We start from the raw sequence: 15,063 nt of genomic DNA on the forward strand, positions 1-15,063 counted from the left end.
CCTCCCTGCCGCACCGAGAGAAAGGCCCCGCCATGCACACGAACGACTTCTTCCACGGCCGCACCGTCCTGGTCACCGGAGCCGAGGGGTTCATCGGCTCCACCCTGGTCGACCTCCTCCTCGCCCGGGGTGCCACGGTCCGCGCCTTCGTGCACTACAAGCCGTACGCGGAGAAGGGCAACCTCGCCCACCTCCTGGACCACCCCCGGGTGGAGCTGATCGCCGGCGACGTGCGCGATCCGGGACGGGTGATGGACGCCGTGGCCGGCTGCGACACCGTCTTCCACCTCGCCGCCCTCATCGGCATCCCCTACAGCTACGACTCCCCGGGCGCCTACGTCGCCGTCAACGTCACCGGCACCGAGAACATCGCCGAGGCCTGCCGCCGCCACCAGGTCCGCCGCCTCGTGCACACCTCCACCAGCGAGGTCTACGGCACCGCCCTGACCGTCCCGATCGCCGAGGACCACCCGCTCCAGCCGCAGTCCCCGTACTCGGCGTCCAAGATCGGCGCCGACATGATGGTCCTCTCCCACCACCACGCCTTCGACCTGCCGGTGACGGTCGTACGCCCCTTCAACACCTACGGGCCCCGCCAGTCCGCCCGCGCCGTCATCCCCACCATCCTCGCCCAACTGCACTCCGGCGCCCGCGAGATACGCCTCGGTTCGCTGACCCCCACCCGCGACTTCACCTTCGCCACCGACACCGCCAACGGCTTCCTCGCCGTGGCGCGCTGCGACCGGGCGCTCGGCGACGTCGTCAACCTCGGCACCGGCGAGGAGATCGCCATCGGCGACCTGGCCCGCAAGCTCATCGCCGTCTCGGGGCAGGACGCGGAGATCGTCGTGGACGAGGCCCGCCTGCGCCCGGCCGGCAGCGAGGTCCACCGGCTGCTCTCGGACAACTCCCGCGCCCGCACCTGGGCCTCCTGGAAGCCCGAGGTCACCCTCGACGAGGGGCTGCGCCGCACCTCCGACTGGGTCCGCGACAACCTCCACCTGTTCGCCCCCGGCCGCTACGCGGTCTGACCGCCTCCTCGCCCCTCCCCGGGGGGCCGCCGTCCGCCACGGCCCCCCGCCGGGGACCCCGAGGAATGCGAGAAGACACGGAAGGAGCGGCCATGAGCCGTCATACGAAACGGTCCCGCCGCCGGCGCAGGCGCCGCACGGGACTCCGCAGGGCCGCCCTGGCCCTGACCGGGCTCGTCCTGCTCGGCACGGCCGTGCTGGGCTGGACGCTCCTGCGGCTGAGCCGCAACATCGAGTCGTTCGACGCCTCGGGAATCGCCGGGAACCGTCCTCGGGCCGGCGCGTCGAGCGGCGAGAACGTCCTGGTGATCGGCTCCGACGCCCGCACGGGCGGCAACAGCGCGCTCGGCGGCGGCGACACGCAGGACGTGGGCCGCTCCGACACCGCGCTGCTGCTGCACGTCTTCGCCGACCGGCGGCACGCCACCGCCGTCTCGATCCCGCGCGACACCCTCGTGACCCTCCCGCCCTGCCGGCTCCCCGACGGCACCTGGACCAGGACCCGGCCGCACACCACGTTCAACACGGCCTACTCCGTCGGCGAGACCGCCCACGGAAACCCGGCCTGCACCCAGAACACCGTCGAGCACCTCACCGGACTGCGCGTGGACCACACGATCGTGGTCGACTTCAAGGGCTTCGCCGCCCTCACCGAGGCGGTGGGCGGCGTGAAGGTGTGCATGCCCCAGGACATCCACGAGAACGATCTCGACCCCCATCGCACCACCCCCGGCGCGCTGCTGTTCCACAAGGGAGAGCAGACGGTGTCAGGACAGCGCGCCCTGGACTACGTGCGGATCCGGCACGGCATCGGGGACGGTTCGGACATCGGCCGGATCAGACGCCAGCAGGCGTTCGTCGCCGCCCTGCTCAACAAGATCAAGTCGGACGGTCTCACCCCGACGAAGCTCCTGCCCCTCGCGGACGCCGCCACGCGGTCCCTCACCGTCGACCCGGGCCTCGCCTCGGCGAGCAGACTCGTCTCCTTCGCCATGTCGCTCAAGGATCTCGACCTGCACCGCACGACCTTCGTGACGATCCCCTGGCGCTACGACGGCAACCGCGTCGCCGTCGTCGAACCCGACGCCGCCCGGCTGTGGGCCTTGCTGAAGGACGACCGGCAGGCCCCCGGCAGGCACCACGGCGGGCACTCCTCGAACGGCAACACCCGCTCGGCCGACGAGGACCCGTGCTCCCGGCTGTCGTACGGATCCGGCGGCTAGGGCCTCAGAACCCGCCCAGGTCGGCCGACACCCAGTGCTCGGGCCGCATGTAGATGATGCCGTGCTCACCCAGCCGGGTCCGGTCGTACTCCACGAAGGCCGCGACCTTGTCCTGGGGGAGGTACCGCGCGGCCATCTCCCAGGACAGCTCGTCACTGTCCGGCGCCGTTCTGGTCACCGGCCCCTCCACCGACACGTAGCGCACGGTGGGCGCGGTGCGCTGCACCATCAGGCTGAAGCGCCCCGCTGACCGAATCGCCCGCGCCTTGCGGGAATCGGGGCCGGTACGCACCCACAGCTCGCCGCCCGGGGTGTACTGGTACCAGATGGGAACCGTCAGCGGGGCGCGGTCCGGTCGTTCGACGACGGACAGCGCGCCGATGTGAGGCTCCGCCAGAAACCGCTCACGTTCTTGTGGGGAGAGTGTCACGCAGTCGACCCTAACGCCGACCGCACCGGTTGTTCACGCCCGACGGCGAACGACTTGTACGCCGCCTGGGTGTCAGCCCTCTTCGCGCGCCATGACGCGTCGGGCCGCCTCGGCCTCCGCCGCCGGCGGGGACAGCTCGTCCAGCGTGTCCAGCTCGTCGTCCGCCTCCAGCTCCCGCTCCCACGCCGCCGCGAGCTGCTCCTGCTCCGCGCGTGGTTTCGCGCCGACGGCCTCCCGGTGGTCGGGGTCAAGCGCCGTCAGGAATCGTCCCACCGGATCGGTCGGCATGCAGTGCTCCTTGTCGCCGCTCAGGGTGCCGCTCCCGGCCCAGCATGGCCAACCGGGCACGCACCGCCCGCCCGACACGGCCCGAGGCCACCCTGATGGCCCTGTCCGCGGCGCAGATCGAGCGCCCGTCACCTGCGACTATGTTGGGGCCATGACGAATGACTGGCGGACGGACCGGATCGGCGCCGCCCTGCGCGGCGAGAACCCGACGGTACTGCGACGGCTCGACGCGGGATTCGCGGTGATCGGCGACGTCCAGTTCCTGCCCGGCTACTCCGTTCTCCTCGTGGACGAACCCGGCGTGGACCGCCTGTCCGATCTGCCGAGGGCCAAGCGGCTGGCGTTTCTCTCCGACATGGACCGGCTCGGCGAAGCGGTGGAGCGGGCGTGCCGGCGCCTCGACCCCGCCTTCCGCCGGGTCAACCTGGAGATCCTGGGCAACACGGACCCCTTCCTGCACGCTCATGTCTGGCCCCGGTTCGAGTGGGAGCCGGCGGAACTGGTGGGCAAGCCGGTGTGGTTGTACCCGCCCGAGCGCTGGCGTGACGAGCGGTACAGGCTGGGTCCGGAACATGACGCGCTGCGGCAGGAGATCGGCGGCGAACTGACTCGGCCGCATTCGGTGGCCTGCGGGTCCGGCGGTCCGGCGTCCTGACGGTGCACGGGCCTGAGGGACCGGGGGCGTCATGGCGCCGCGGGCCGGGCGGGCCGCCCTGCCGCGACGGCCGTTGTGAGTCCGCCGCTTCCGGTGCCGGGTCGGTTCATGTCTCGCACAGCGGCGCGTAGGCGGAGGCGTCCAGGCCGAAGGTCCAGGCGACCCCCTCCCGGGCCGTACGCGTCCTCGGCGGCACCCGCAGCCAGTAGGTGCGGTACGAACCGTCCGGCTCCGGCGTGGAGTTGACCACCTCCACCATCACCACCGGTTCGTCGCCGTCCAGGGCGACCCGCCACAGGGTGCCGGTCTCGTCCTTGTGCACCGGCTGTGCCCCCGAGTCGGCGAGGTAGCGGTCGTAGCCGTAGAACTCCAGCATCACCCGGCGCAGTTCGGCGTTCTCCTCGGACCGGATGCGCTCGGGTGCGAGCGTCCGCAACTCCTCGATGAAGGACGGCTCGACCGGCATGCCCCGCCACGCGTGCAGGGCGAACCCGTCGGGGAAGGCGAGGGCCGGGCCGTCGCCGCGGTCCACACTGCCCGCCTCGTCCCGGTGCAGGGCCGAGGGCCGTTCGCAGACGACGGCGACCTTCTCGAACGGCCACCACCAGCCCGCGCCGCGGCACACTTCGGCGAGCCCGCCCAGGGGCCCGTCGGGACGGTCGGAGAACGCCGCGAGCCACGGTGCGTCGTGCTGGCCCAGGACAGCGTCGAGGAGCACGAGCCGGACCTGCGGGTCCCCGCCGAACTCGGCCAGCACGCCCGCGCGGATCCGGTCGACGAGCGCCTGGGTGGGATTCCACAGCCGCCCACCGGTTGCCGCCCAGCGGGCGGCCCATCCACCGGCGCCCAGTTCCTCGTACAGCCGCTGCCGTTCGGCCGCCCATGGGGCACTGCGCACCGCCTCGCGCACGCTTCGGCCCCTGTCGGGCAGGGCCCGCACCAGCGCGACCCCCTCGCGCGGCGAACCCGCCCACACCACACGCTCCGGTTCGGGCAACCCCGCCCGGCGGTAGGCCAGCCGGACGCCGGCCTCCGCGCGCTCCCGGTCGGCCGGAGCCGTCGAGGCGGCCAGCGCACGCCACCGCGCGACCACGTCCCGCTCGGTCTCCCCGTACGCAGCGATCGGTGTCCGCACCCGCGTCTGCTCCCGTGTCATCGTCCGCCCCCTCACCCTCAGTCCGCCACGACCCGCACGGAACCGGGCACGTACTCCCGCTGCCTGACCACCCGGTACCAGCCCACGGGCAGGGCGATCGCCGCGTGCTCCTCGTGCACGACCCGTCCGCCCCTGGGCAGACGCAGCAGCATCGGACCGGACGCGCCGGGCTCGCGCACCAGCTCACCCGGGCCCACGACGGCGTGGGCGTGGCCCGTGACCTCGCCCAGGGCCAGCACGAGCCGCCCCCGTCCGTCCCTCGACTCCCGCGGCGCGCTCGCCACATGGTCCGGAACCGCCTCGTCGGCCACGGGCACGAGCAGGACGTCTCCCTGCCGGTACATGAACGCTCCCCTCGTCGCGGCGCACTCCGCACCGCCTCCGTGACAGCGACAGTAGGGGCCGCCACTGACAACGCCCCGAAGAAGCCCCCGCCGCTCGGCGCTGTCAGTGGCTGTTGGTAGAACTTCGGACATCAGCCCGCTTTCACTCCAGTTCCGGGAGCAGCAGCATGACCCTTGGTGACAACCCGCACGTCTTCCACGGGCTGCCCGTGTACACGTTCCCGGACGCGGAACCCGAGCGGGACCTGCCCGAACCGGAAGGGGTCGCCTGGCGGGTGGCCGCCGATGTGTACGACGGCGACGAGGAGTGGGAGGCCGTGTTCGCCCGCTTCCTGGACACGGTCGACACCACCCGGGTCCGCGCGCTGATCGTCGGAGCCTGGAAGGAGGCGTACGACACCGATCCGGCGGCCGTCATCGAGGCGCTGCTCGCCGCCCGGGACCGGCTCCCCGCACTGCGCGCGATATTCCTCGGCCACATGGAGTCGGAGGAGTGCGAGATCTCCTGGATCAACCAGCGGGACGTCACACCGCTCCTGGCCGGCTTCCCCGACCTGGAGGAGTTCGGCGTCCGCGGCGGATCGGGCCTGGAGTTCCCCGCCCTGCGCCACACCGCGCTGCGCAGGCTGACGATGGAGACGGGCGGGCTGGGCGCGGAGGTGGTGCGCGGAGTCGGCGCCAGTGACCTGCCCGCGCTCGAGCACCTGGACCTGTGGCTCGGCACGCCCGACTACGGCGGCGACAGCGAGGCCGCCGACCTTGAGCCGATCCTCTCCGGGGCCCGCCTGCCGCGCCTGCGCCACCTGGCGCTGCGCAACAGCGAGATGCAGGACGCCGTCGCCGCGGCCGTCGCGTCGGCCCCGGTGGTCGCCCGTCTGGAGAGCCTGGACCTCTCCATGGGGGTGCTGACCGACGAGGGCGCGGCGGCCCTTCTCGGCGGCCAGCCGCTCACCCACCTGCGGAAGCTCGACCTGCACTACCACTACGTCAGCGAGCCGCTCCTGGACCGCCTCCGGCAGACCCTGGAGCCCGCGGGGGTCGAGCTGAACCTCGACCGCGACGACGCCGAGGAGGACGAGGAGGAGGACGGCACGGTGTGGCGCTACGTGTCCGTGGGCGAGTAGGTGACCCCGCGACCCGAAGACCCTCGCGCGCCCGGGTCCGGCGCGGTGCGCTTCGCGGTGGTCGGCAACCCCGGCAACCGCCGCGTCGCGCTCTTCGACCAGGCGGTGCGTGCCGCGGGCCTGCCCGCTCCGCGGATCGTCGCCTGGGCGGAGGTACTGCGCGCCGGCGGGGCCGACTTCGCCGCCGGTGAACTCGTCCGGCTCGACTCCCCGGGCGAGGACGCGGACGTCGACCGGCTGCTGCGCGGCGCCGAGGACCCCGCCCGGGTGGAGGGCTCGGCCCGCTGGTACGCCTCGTTGCTGGCCGCGGTGCGCGGCCTGCGCGGCGGCGTCCGCCTTGACGACCCGGACGAGCTGGCCGTCCTGTTCGACAAGCGGCGCTGCCATGCCGCGCTGGCCGCCGCCGGCGTACCCGTCCCGGCCTCACCCACGTCCGGCACCGACGCGGCACCGGTGCGCGGCTGGGACGACGTGCGCGCCCTGATGCGGGAACACCGGATGCCGCGGCTGTTCGTGAAGCTCGCGCACGGATCGTCGGCGTCCGGCGTGCTCGCGGTCGAGTCGGCGGGCGGCGGCCGGATCCGGGCCACCACCTCCGTCGACCTCACCCCGGACGGCCACCTGTTCAACTCCCTCCGGATCCGTCGCTACGACGACGAACGGCGGATCGCGGCCATCGTCGACGCCCTGGCACCCGACGGACTGCATGTGGAGCGCTGGCTGCCCAAGGCGTCCCAGCAGGGCCGCGCCGCCGACCTGCGGGTCGTCGTGGTGGCCGGGCGGGCCACCCACGCCGTCGTGCGCACCGGCGCGTCCCCGCTGACCAATCTCCACCTCGGGGGCCGGCGGGGCGACCTCGACGCCGTCCGCACCGCCATGACGGCGGCCGGTGCCCGCTGGGCGGACGTCCTCGGCGTGTGCGAACAGGCGGCTGCCTGCTTCCCGCGCACCCTGTGCGTCGGCGTGGACCTGCTGCCGGCGATCGGCTGGCAGCGAGTGGCCGTCGGCGAGGTCAACGCCTTCGGCGATCTGCTGCCCCGGCTCACCGGCCTGCCCGGCAGCGGCGCCGAGGGCCTGGACACCTACGCCGCGCAGGTGGCCGCCGCCGTCGCCCGGCACGCACCCACCCCAGCATGACCCGCACCACCCGCACCACCCGCACGAGAACAGAACGGGAACCGCTCATGCCATCGTCTGACCCGACGCCCCCGCACCTGCCTTCGGGCACCAGCGGGCAACCGGACATGAACCGGATCGTCGGCAGCCACGACATCCTGCTCGTCACCCTCGACACCCTGCGCCACGACGTGGCGGCCGAGCTGGCGGCGGCAGGCCGGATCCCGCACCTGGCCCGCCATCTCCCCGGCGGACGCTGGGAGGAGCGGCACGCCCCCGGCAGCTTCACCTACGCCTCCCACCAGGCGATCTTCGCCGGATTCCTGCCGACGCCGGCACACCCGGGCCCGCACCCGCGGCTGTTCGCGGCGCGCTTCGCCGGCAGCGAGACCACCGCCGACGGCACGTACGTGTACGACACCCCGGACCTCGTCTCCGGCCTCGCCGGGTCCGGCTACCACACGGTGTGCATCGGGGGAGTGGGCTTCTTCAACAAGCAGGGCCCCCTCGGCTCGGTCCTGCCCGGACTGTTCCACGAGTCCCACTGGGAGCAGGAGTTCGGCGTCACATCCCCCACCTCCTTCGAGTCGCAGGTGACGTGCGCCGAGCAGGTCGTCCGCCGGCTCCCGGCCGGCCAGCGGCTCTTCCTCTTCGTCAATGTGTCGGCCCTGCACCAGCCCAACTGGTTCCACCTCACCGGCGCGACCCGCGAGGCCGGCGACACCCGCGAGACCCATGCCGCCGCGCTGGAGTACGTGGACCGGTACATCGGCCGCCTGTTCGCCGCCATGAGCAGCAGGCGCCGCTGCTTCGCCATCGTCTGCTCCGACCACGGCACCGCCTACGGGGACGACGGCTACACCGGACACCGCCTGGGCCATGAATCCGTGTGGACCGTGCCCTACGCACACTTCTTCCTCGACCCCGACCAAGACCCTGAACAGGACCCCGGCCAGGACCCCGACCAGGACCCCGACCAGGTGCCGGGCGACCGCCGGGACCCGGAGCACACGTCCGCCGAGGCCGCCCGATGACACTCGCACCGCACCTCACCGACGCCGGCCCGTACCAGAGCTACGTCTACGCCTACCCCCACAAGACGGCGTACCGCCGGCTGCCCGACCGCCCCCTGCTCAGCACCCTGTGGGCGCGGGAGCCGAAGGACACCCTCTCCCTCTATCTGCACGTGCCGTTCTGCGAGGTCCGCTGCGGCTTCTGCAACCTGTTCACCCGGATCGGCGCCCCCGACGGCCTCACCACCGCCTACCTCGACGCCCTGGAACGCCAGGCGACGACGGTCCGCGAGGCCCTCGGCGACACGGCCGGAGTCCGTTTCGCGACGGCCGCGTTCGGCGGCGGCACGCCCACCTTCCTCACCGCGGCCGAACTCCAGCGGCTGTGCGACATAGCCGAGCACCGGATGGGCGCCGACCTGCGCGCGGTCCCGCTGTCCGTCGAGGCCTCGCCCGCCACGGCCACCGCCGACCGCCTGGCGGTCCTGGCCGAACGCGGCACCACCCGGCTCAGCCTCGGCGTGCAGAGCTTCGTGGACGCCGAGGCCCGGGCCGCCGTACGCCCCCAGCGCCGTGCGGACGTGGAGGCCGCCCTCGCCCGGATCCGGGACGCGGCGATCCCGGTGCTGAACATCGACCTGATCTACGGCATCGACGGCCAGACGGACGACAGCTGGCTGCGTTCGCTGGACGCCGCCCTCGCCTGGCGCCCCGAGGAGCTGTACCTCTACCCGCTCTACGTGCGCCCCCTGACCGGCCTTGGCCGCCGGCGCCCCGACGCGGACCCCGCCTGGGACGAACAACGCCTGCGCCTGTACCGCCTCGGCCGCGACCACCTGCTGAGCCACGGCTACGCGCAGAGCTCGATGCGCATGTTCCGCCGCGCCGACGCCCCGCCGCAGAGCGCGGACGACTACGCCTGCCAGACCGACGGCATGATCGGACTCGGCTGCGGTGCCCGCTCGTACACGGCCGATCTGCACTACTCCTTCGACTATGCCGTCGACATGCACGAGATCCGCGCCATCATCGACGACTACGCGGGCCGCCCGGCGGCCGACTTCGCCCGCGCCGAGTACGGCCGCCGCATGGCACCGGACGAGGCACGCCGCCGCCACCTCCTGCAGACCCTGCTCCAGGCGGACGGTCTGGCCGTCGCCGACTACCGCTCGCGCTTCGGCGAGGACCCCGCCGACTGCTTCGGCCCCGAACTGAGCCGCTTCGCCGAGCGGGGCTGGCTGGAACGGGACAGCGGTACGCAGCGGCTGCGCCTCACGCCGGAGGGCCTGGCGCACTCCGACGCGATCGGCCCGGAGCTGTTCTCCCCGGCGGTACGGGCCGCGATGGCCGCGTACGAGCGCAAGTAGGGCGGCCCGCATGGACCTGACGATCCTCTATCGCGGCCCCCTCGCCTCCTGCGACTACGACTGCCCGTACTGCCCGTTCGCCAAGCGGCGCGACAGCACCGCCCAGCTGCGCGCCGACCGCGCGGCCCTGGAACGCTTCACCGGCTGGGCCGCCGCCTGGACCGGCGACCGGCTGTCGGTGCTGTTCACCCCGTGGGGCGAGGGCCTGGTCCGCTCCTGGTACCGGCGGGCCCTGGTGGACCTGTCCCGCCTGCCGCACGTACGCCGCGTCGCCATCCAGACCAACCTCAGCTGCCGCACGGACTGGCTGGCCGACGCCGACCCCGACACGGTGGCGCTGTGGTGCACGTACCATCCGGGGCAGACCCCGTACGACCGCTTCCTGGGCAAGTGCCGTGACCTGGCGGAGCGTGGCATCCGGTACAGCGTCGGGATCGTGGGCCTGCCCGGGCATCTGGAGCAGGCCCGCCGGCTCCGTGCCGACCTGCCCGATCACGTCTACCTCTGGGTGAACGCCGCGGAGGGCCACACCTACACCGACGCGGACGCCGCCGTGTGGACGGACCTGGACCCGCTGTTCGCCTACAGCCGGCATCCGCACGCCAGCGCCGGCCTGCCCTGCCGCACCGGCGAGTCGGTCGTCTCGGTCGACGGCGAGGGCACCGTGCGCCGCTGCCACTTCGTCCCCGCCGAGCTGGGCAACCTCTACGACGGCTCCTACCGATCGGCGCTGCGCCCGCGCCCCTGCCCCCTGGCCGTCTGCGACTGCCACATCGGCTACGTCCACCTCGAATCGCTCCCGCTGTACGACGTCTTCGCCGGCGGCGTCCTGGAACGCGTGCCGGCGGGCGGCTACTCGGGTGACCAGGGGGTCCAGGCGAGAGCGTCCCGCCAGCCGGGCCGTCCGCGAGCCCGGTCCTGAACGACCTCGGCCACGGGTTCCACCGCGAAGACCTCGTTCCAATGGCCGGTTCAGGGCTCCGGAGGAGGCAGGTAGGGGGAGAGCGCGGCCAGCTCCTCCACGGCCGCTTCGTCCGTACGCCTGCGCCAGGCTTCGTACGCCGCGAGGGCGAGCGCGTACGCCTCGTCGGCCTCCTCCGCGTCCGCGGGGTGCCGTGCGTCCTCGGCCTCCGCGTGTGCGGCGAGCCACCGCAACTGTCCGAGGACCGCCGCGCGGACCGAGGGGGCGGACGACTCCGCGGCCCGGCAGGCCAGGAAGTGGCGCGTGAGGCCCGCGCCCGGCGCGAGCCCCGCCAGCAGCCGCCTGGAGGCGTCGAGGGCACGGGCACTCTGCTCCAGATCCATGTCCGCCCGGACGAACGCGCTGACGAGTCTGTGCATCTGGACGGAGCGGGAGTAGTGGTCGATCCGCAGCATGGAGAAGCGGTTGAGGGTGCGCAGCGCGCGGCCCACCCCGATGGGGTCGGCGGGCAGACCGTCCAGCACGGCCGCGTGGTCCGGGTCACGCCGAGCGAACAGGTCCAGCGGTACCGGTGCCGGTGCCAGCGAGGCCAGGACCCACAGCATCCGCGCCGCGGACGGGTCCTCCTCCGCGATTCTGGCCACCGCGACGCGCCAGGCGGCACTGACCGATGTCTCGTAGTCGTGCGGGGGCGACATGTCCAGCAACTCGGTGCGGCGTGCCTCGAACAGACGCAGGTACTCCGGGACGGGCATGCCCGTCTCGCGCAGCCAGGCGGACGCCTGCTCCAGCGCCAGCGGCAGATCGCCCAAGGCGTCGGCGAGCCGATCCGCCTCGGCGGCGCCGAGATGGGGGCCGCGCCGACGCAGCAGGGCGATGGATTCCTGCCGGGGCAGCACGTCCAGGTCGACGGTGGGGGCCACCTGGGCCCACTGCGGGTTGCGCGTGGTGATCAGGACACTGCCGGGGCCGCCCTTCGGCAGGAACGGGCGGATCCTGTCCACGGACTCCGCGCTGTCGAACACCAGCAGCCAGCGCCGGGACACGTCACCGGCCCTCAGTGCCTCGAGGACCTGGGGGACCACGGCATGGGGGCCGGCATCGGGCGGCGGGGGCAGCCGCAGCGCCTTCGCCAGGTCGTGGAGCGCCGCGATGACGGAGGTGGGCGTCTCGGCGCGGATCCACCAGACGAGGTCGAATTCGGCGGCGTGACGGTACACGTACTCGATGGCGAGCTGGGACTTGCCGACGGCACCCATCCCGGTGACCACCTCGGCGCTCACCATCGACTCCCCGTGGCCGAGGCGTTCGCGCAGCACGCCGAGTTGCTCCTCGCGCCCCGTGAAGTGGACGTTGCGAAGCGGCACCGGACCCCAGATCGACGGCGGACGCGGCTCCGGCGACGGGCGCGGGTCCGACGCCGGCCGGGAGCCGGGCGGGCCGGCCGCCACGGCCGCGGAGTCCGCCGCAGCGACGACGCCCTCCGTCGCCGAACGGATCGATGCGCTCTCCGCGGACACGGTCGCCGGCGCAGAGTCAGCCGACAGGGCGGCGAAGGCGCGCTCGGCAGAGTCGAGATACGGCCCCGACAGCGCGCGCAGCACGGTCGCCGCCAGCTGGAGGGAGCCCCGTTCGCCGGGAGCCGCCTCGGGCGGGGCGGGGTCTCCCCCGTCGAGCACCGCCCGCAGGAATCGCTGGCCACTCGTGAGTGATCCGGAAGGCGCCGCCCGCAACACCATGTCAATGGCGCGCACGGTCTCTGCTCGTGTGGTCAGCGGCAGCAGCTGTTCGCGGACCCCGGGCCGGAAGTCGAAGGGAAGGTCGGCGGCAGTTCCGGGCCGCGGCACCGGCACGTGCCGCAGCAGCCCGCTGGCCACGACTTCGCTGAGGTGGTGGAGGCGGGTTTCGGGGAACTGGTTCTGCTGCAGGAACAGGACCGTCGGCAGGTCGAGCGGTACCGCGGCCAGCCCCACGGCCAGCCGAAACGCCGAGGGCGACAACGTCGAGCGGGCCAGCTGGACGCGCTGCTCGGCGGTGGGCGGTGCCGTCCCGGCGGCGTCGGACTCGTCGGGGTCCGACCCCTGGGGCGGTCGCGGCGCCGCCCACATCACGTGCAGCGGTACGGGATGCGCGCCGCCTCGTCCGCCCACCAGCCGTGCCCAGCCGCCGAGACCGAGCGGGGAGAGTTCCAGGACCGGCACGGGAATCCCCTCCGGGGCCGGTCCCTCGTCCCGCCCGGGGCGAGGGCCGTCGCCGTGCCACCGCGCCGGCATGGACCAGCGCAGGCTCGCGTTCCCCGGCCGGCCCGCCCGGTCGGTCAGCGCCACCAGGTCGGTGGCGATGCCTCCCGTCCGCCACGAGGACTCCGGCAGCAGATGGACCACGGCGACCGTCTGGGTCCTGGCGAGGCGGTGCAGCAGAGCCCCGACGGCCCCCGACCGCCATGCGGCCGCCAGCCCGTCGGTCACGACCAGCAGCAGCCGCCGGCCCGCCGGCGCGGTGAGTGACGCGGCGGACAGGACGCCGGTGCGGGTGCGCAGTCCCGGCACCGGCACGCCCCCGGTCCCGGCGCCGTCCTGCTGTCGCGGTTCCGTGACCAGTTGCACGGTGCGTACGGTGTCGCACACGTCCAGCTGCGGAAGCAGACGAGTGAACTCCTGTGCGGTCTGCCGCCATATGCCCATGGACGGGCTGGTGTCCGTGATCACCACGGCCTCGGCCCACGGGCGGGTGGGGGTGGTGCGCAGCAGGGGCAGCCACAGCTCGTCCTCGACTGCCCGCCGGGCGGTGGCCTCCTCGTCGAGCAGGAGCTGGTGGCGCGTCGAGCCCCGGCTCCGCAACGGGCGCAACGCCCGCTGCAGAAGGAGGGTGTTGGGCAGGGTGGGGAGCGTCGGCACCCGGACCCCTCCGGCGGCCGGGCCGTGCAGGGCCGGTGCGGGGCGGGGCGACGCGTGGGCCTCCACCGGTTCGCCGGACCGCCCCGTCGGCGGGACGCCGTCGGCAGGAGAAAGGTCCGCCGCCGGGCGCGGATCCAGGTCCGGGGGCGCGGGCCCGTCGTCGCTCTCGCCGGTGCCGGAGGCAGGGGGGACCGGTACGTCGGCGGGCGGCACGCTCTCCCGGGCCGGTCCGGACCTCAGCCACAGGGCGTCCGCGATCTCGGCGGCCGTCAGTTCGCCCGGGCGCATACGCGGCGGATCACCCATCGCTTCCTCTTCGAGTCCACGGCCTCCGTACGGGGCGGGGCCGATGCGGCACATCGTGCTCGGTCACCTGTGGTGGTCAGTATTCGTTCAAGGCCCGCCACACCGCGTCCAGCAAGGGCTCCCAGTGCTCGCTCTCCATGGAGAAGCGGCCATTGGTCACCAGGTGCACGGCGTTCAGCAACTGGTCGATGGCGAGCCCGCCGTTCTCCGCGCTGTGCCGCAGGAACTGCTGGATGAGGCCCGACGCCTGCCCGGCGGTCTCGGGCGAGAAGTGCGCCGCCACCATGGCGGCCAGCCGCTCCGGCGAAGGCTGCGGCAGATCCAGCCGCAGGCAGCGCCGGAGGAAGGCGGGCGGGAAGTCGCGCTCGCCGTTGCTGGTGATCACCACGATGGGAAAGGCCCGGCACCGGACCCGGCCCTTGTGGACCGGCGCTCTCCGGTCCGGGTCGTCGGTGCGCACCTGGACCGTCTCCGCCTCGGAGCGCACGAGTTCGGGAATCTCGTAGCTGCCCTCCTCGAACACACTGAGCAGGTCGTTCGGCAGGTCGATGTCGCTCTTGTCCAACTCGTCGACGAGCAGCACCCGCGGCCGGTCGAACGGCAGCAGCGCCGTGCCCAGCGGCCCCAGGCCGACGAACGAGCCGACCGACGGCGGCTCGGCCGCACCGGCCGGGTCGGACCCCACCGCGTCGCCGGTGAACCCCGGACCGGATACGCCCGCCCGCCAGGTGGCGGTGGCCTGCACCCTGCCGATGGCGTCGTACTGGTACAGGCCGTGCAGCAGCGTCGTACGGCTGCTGATCGGCCAGTACAGCACCCGTCCCAGGCCCAGCTCGTACGCGATCTGGTACGGCAGGGTGGACTTGCCCGTGCCCGGGAGGCCGGTGACGAGCAGGGGGCGGCGCAGGATCAACGCGGCGTTGACGACGGCGAGTTCGTCCGTACCCAGGTGGGCGGCCTGGTCCGGGCGGCCCAGCCGGCGGCGCACCTCGTCCTCGTCGCCGGGCGGCGGTTCCAGAGCGGGTCCGCCGTGGAAGCTGCGCCACGGGGGCGGAGGAGGCAGAAGGTCGGCCATGTCCGGACGGGGTACACCGGTGCCGTGGTACACCCAGGCCGCGCGGGAACGAGTCGAGTGGTCCGGACCGGCGGTGCCGCCGGAGCTGGATGTGGTCACGGGCTTCCCCTCTTGAC

At 73.5% G+C, this 15,063-nt stretch carries 13 protein-coding genes and 1 pseudogene; 8 read left to right on the forward strand and 6 right to left on the reverse strand.

Features of this window, described 5'->3' with window-relative positions; genetic code table 11:
- Positions 1-32: 32 nt before the first annotated feature.
- Positions 33-1,031, forward strand: a complete 999-nt coding sequence (locus ACF073_RS11215) for an SDR family NAD(P)-dependent oxidoreductase (RefSeq protein ID WP_392068571.1) — start codon at positions 33-35, stop codon at positions 1,029-1,031.
- 65 nt (positions 1,032-1,096) lie between these two features.
- Positions 1,097-2,218: pseudogene (locus tag ACF073_RS11220) on the forward strand (LCP family protein); the annotation flags it as partial.
- Between the two features lie 40 nt (positions 2,219-2,258).
- Here the strand turns inward: ACF073_RS11220 and ACF073_RS11225 are convergent.
- Positions 2,259-2,684 (reverse strand): pyridoxamine 5'-phosphate oxidase family protein, encoded by a 426-nt coding sequence (locus ACF073_RS11225; RefSeq protein ID WP_392068573.1) that lies wholly within the window; start codon positions 2,682-2,684, stop codon positions 2,259-2,261.
- A 72-nt stretch (positions 2,685-2,756) separates the two neighbouring features.
- Positions 2,757-2,972, reverse strand: coding sequence for a hypothetical protein (locus tag ACF073_RS11230; RefSeq protein ID WP_392068575.1), 216 nt, complete (start codon positions 2,970-2,972; stop codon positions 2,757-2,759).
- A gap of 151 nt (positions 2,973-3,123) precedes the next feature.
- Here ACF073_RS11230 and ACF073_RS11235 point away from each other — a divergent pair, with 151 nt between their 5' ends.
- Positions 3,124-3,627, forward strand: a complete 504-nt coding sequence (locus ACF073_RS11235; RefSeq protein ID WP_392068577.1) for an HIT family protein — start codon at positions 3,124-3,126, stop codon at positions 3,625-3,627.
- 106 nt (positions 3,628-3,733) lie between these two features.
- Here the strand turns inward: ACF073_RS11235 and ACF073_RS11240 are convergent, their stop codons facing one another.
- Both ACF073_RS11240 and ACF073_RS11245 read right to left on the reverse strand, forming a co-directional pair.
- On the reverse strand, positions 3,734-4,783 hold the full coding sequence (locus tag ACF073_RS11240; protein WP_392068579.1) for a DUF6745 domain-containing protein: 1,050 nt from the start codon (positions 4,781-4,783) through the stop codon (positions 3,734-3,736).
- 17 nt (positions 4,784-4,800) lie between these two features.
- Complete coding sequence (locus ACF073_RS11245) at positions 4,801-5,127, reverse strand: hypothetical protein (protein ID WP_392068581.1); 327 nt, start codon at positions 5,125-5,127, stop codon at positions 4,801-4,803.
- A 167-nt stretch (positions 5,128-5,294) separates the two neighbouring features.
- Here ACF073_RS11245 and ACF073_RS11250 point away from each other — a divergent pair, with 167 nt between their 5' ends.
- From ACF073_RS11250 to ACF073_RS11270, 5 genes are all read left to right on the forward strand, one after another.
- Positions 5,295-6,251 carry an STM4015 family protein gene (locus ACF073_RS11250; protein ID WP_392068583.1) on the forward strand — a complete coding sequence of 319 codons (957 nt, stop codon included), beginning with the start codon at positions 5,295-5,297 and terminating at the stop codon, positions 6,249-6,251.
- Between the two features lie 45 nt (positions 6,252-6,296).
- Positions 6,297-7,388, forward strand: a complete 1,092-nt coding sequence (locus tag ACF073_RS11255) for an STM4014 family protein (RefSeq protein ID WP_392068585.1) — start codon at positions 6,297-6,299, stop codon at positions 7,386-7,388.
- Between the two features lie 107 nt (positions 7,389-7,495).
- The gene (locus tag ACF073_RS11260) at positions 7,496-8,401 is read left to right on the forward strand and encodes an STM4013/SEN3800 family hydrolase (protein ID WP_392068939.1); all 906 of its coding nucleotides are present in this window, start codon (positions 7,496-7,498) and stop codon (positions 8,399-8,401) included.
- Positions 8,398-9,747 (forward strand): STM4012 family radical SAM protein, encoded by a 1,350-nt coding sequence (locus tag ACF073_RS11265; RefSeq protein WP_392068586.1) that lies wholly within the window; start codon positions 8,398-8,400, stop codon positions 9,745-9,747. Before ACF073_RS11260 ends, ACF073_RS11265 begins: the two co-directional genes overlap by 4 nt.
- Before the next feature lie 10 nt (positions 9,748-9,757).
- A complete protein-coding gene (locus tag ACF073_RS11270; protein WP_392068588.1) occupies positions 9,758-10,669 on the forward strand; it encodes an STM4011 family radical SAM protein in 912 nt (303 codons plus the stop codon).
- A 50-nt stretch (positions 10,670-10,719) separates the two neighbouring features.
- Here ACF073_RS11270 and fxsT read toward each other — a convergent pair whose 3' ends face one another.
- Positions 10,720-13,872 carry an FxSxx-COOH system tetratricopeptide repeat protein gene (fxsT, locus tag ACF073_RS11275; protein ID WP_392068590.1) on the reverse strand — a complete coding sequence of 1,051 codons (3,153 nt, stop codon included), beginning with the start codon at positions 13,870-13,872 and terminating at the stop codon, positions 10,720-10,722.
- Between the two features lie 76 nt (positions 13,873-13,948).
- The gene (locus ACF073_RS11280; protein ID WP_392068591.1) at positions 13,949-15,046 is read right to left on the reverse strand and encodes an AAA family ATPase; all 1,098 of its coding nucleotides are present in this window, start codon (positions 15,044-15,046) and stop codon (positions 13,949-13,951) included.
- Between the last annotated feature and the right edge of the window lie 17 nt (positions 15,047-15,063).

Origin of the sequence: Streptomyces sp. NPDC015171, from assembly GCF_043079545.1 — a bacterium.
Classification (GTDB): domain Bacteria; phylum Actinomycetota; class Actinomycetes; order Streptomycetales; family Streptomycetaceae; genus Streptomyces.

Bases quoted from the DNA above. Each gene is read 5' to 3' on its own strand.
- fxsT (WP_392068590.1), bottom strand. From the start codon at position 13,872: ATGGGTGATCCGCCGCGTATGCGCCCGGGCGAACTGACGGCCGCCGAG.
- ACF073_RS11245 (WP_392068581.1), bottom strand. From the start codon at position 5,127: ATGTACCGGCAGGGAGACGTCCTGCTCGTGCCCGTGGCCGACGAGGCG.
- ACF073_RS11270 (WP_392068588.1), top strand. From the start codon at position 9,758: ATGGACCTGACGATCCTCTATCGCGGCCCCCTCGCCTCCTGCGACTAC.
- ACF073_RS11265 (WP_392068586.1), top strand. From the start codon at position 8,398: ATGACACTCGCACCGCACCTCACCGACGCCGGCCCGTACCAGAGCTAC.
- ACF073_RS11230 (WP_392068575.1), bottom strand. From the start codon at position 2,972: ATGCCGACCGATCCGGTGGGACGATTCCTGACGGCGCTTGACCCCGAC.
- ACF073_RS11250 (WP_392068583.1), top strand. From the start codon at position 5,295: ATGACCCTTGGTGACAACCCGCACGTCTTCCACGGGCTGCCCGTGTAC.
- ACF073_RS11215 (WP_392068571.1), top strand. From the start codon at position 33: ATGCACACGAACGACTTCTTCCACGGCCGCACCGTCCTGGTCACCGGA.
- ACF073_RS11240 (WP_392068579.1), bottom strand. From the start codon at position 4,783: ATGACACGGGAGCAGACGCGGGTGCGGACACCGATCGCTGCGTACGGG.
- ACF073_RS11235 (WP_392068577.1), top strand. From the start codon at position 3,124: ATGACGAATGACTGGCGGACGGACCGGATCGGCGCCGCCCTGCGCGGC.
- ACF073_RS11260 (WP_392068939.1), top strand. From the start codon at position 7,496: ATGAACCGGATCGTCGGCAGCCACGACATCCTGCTCGTCACCCTCGAC.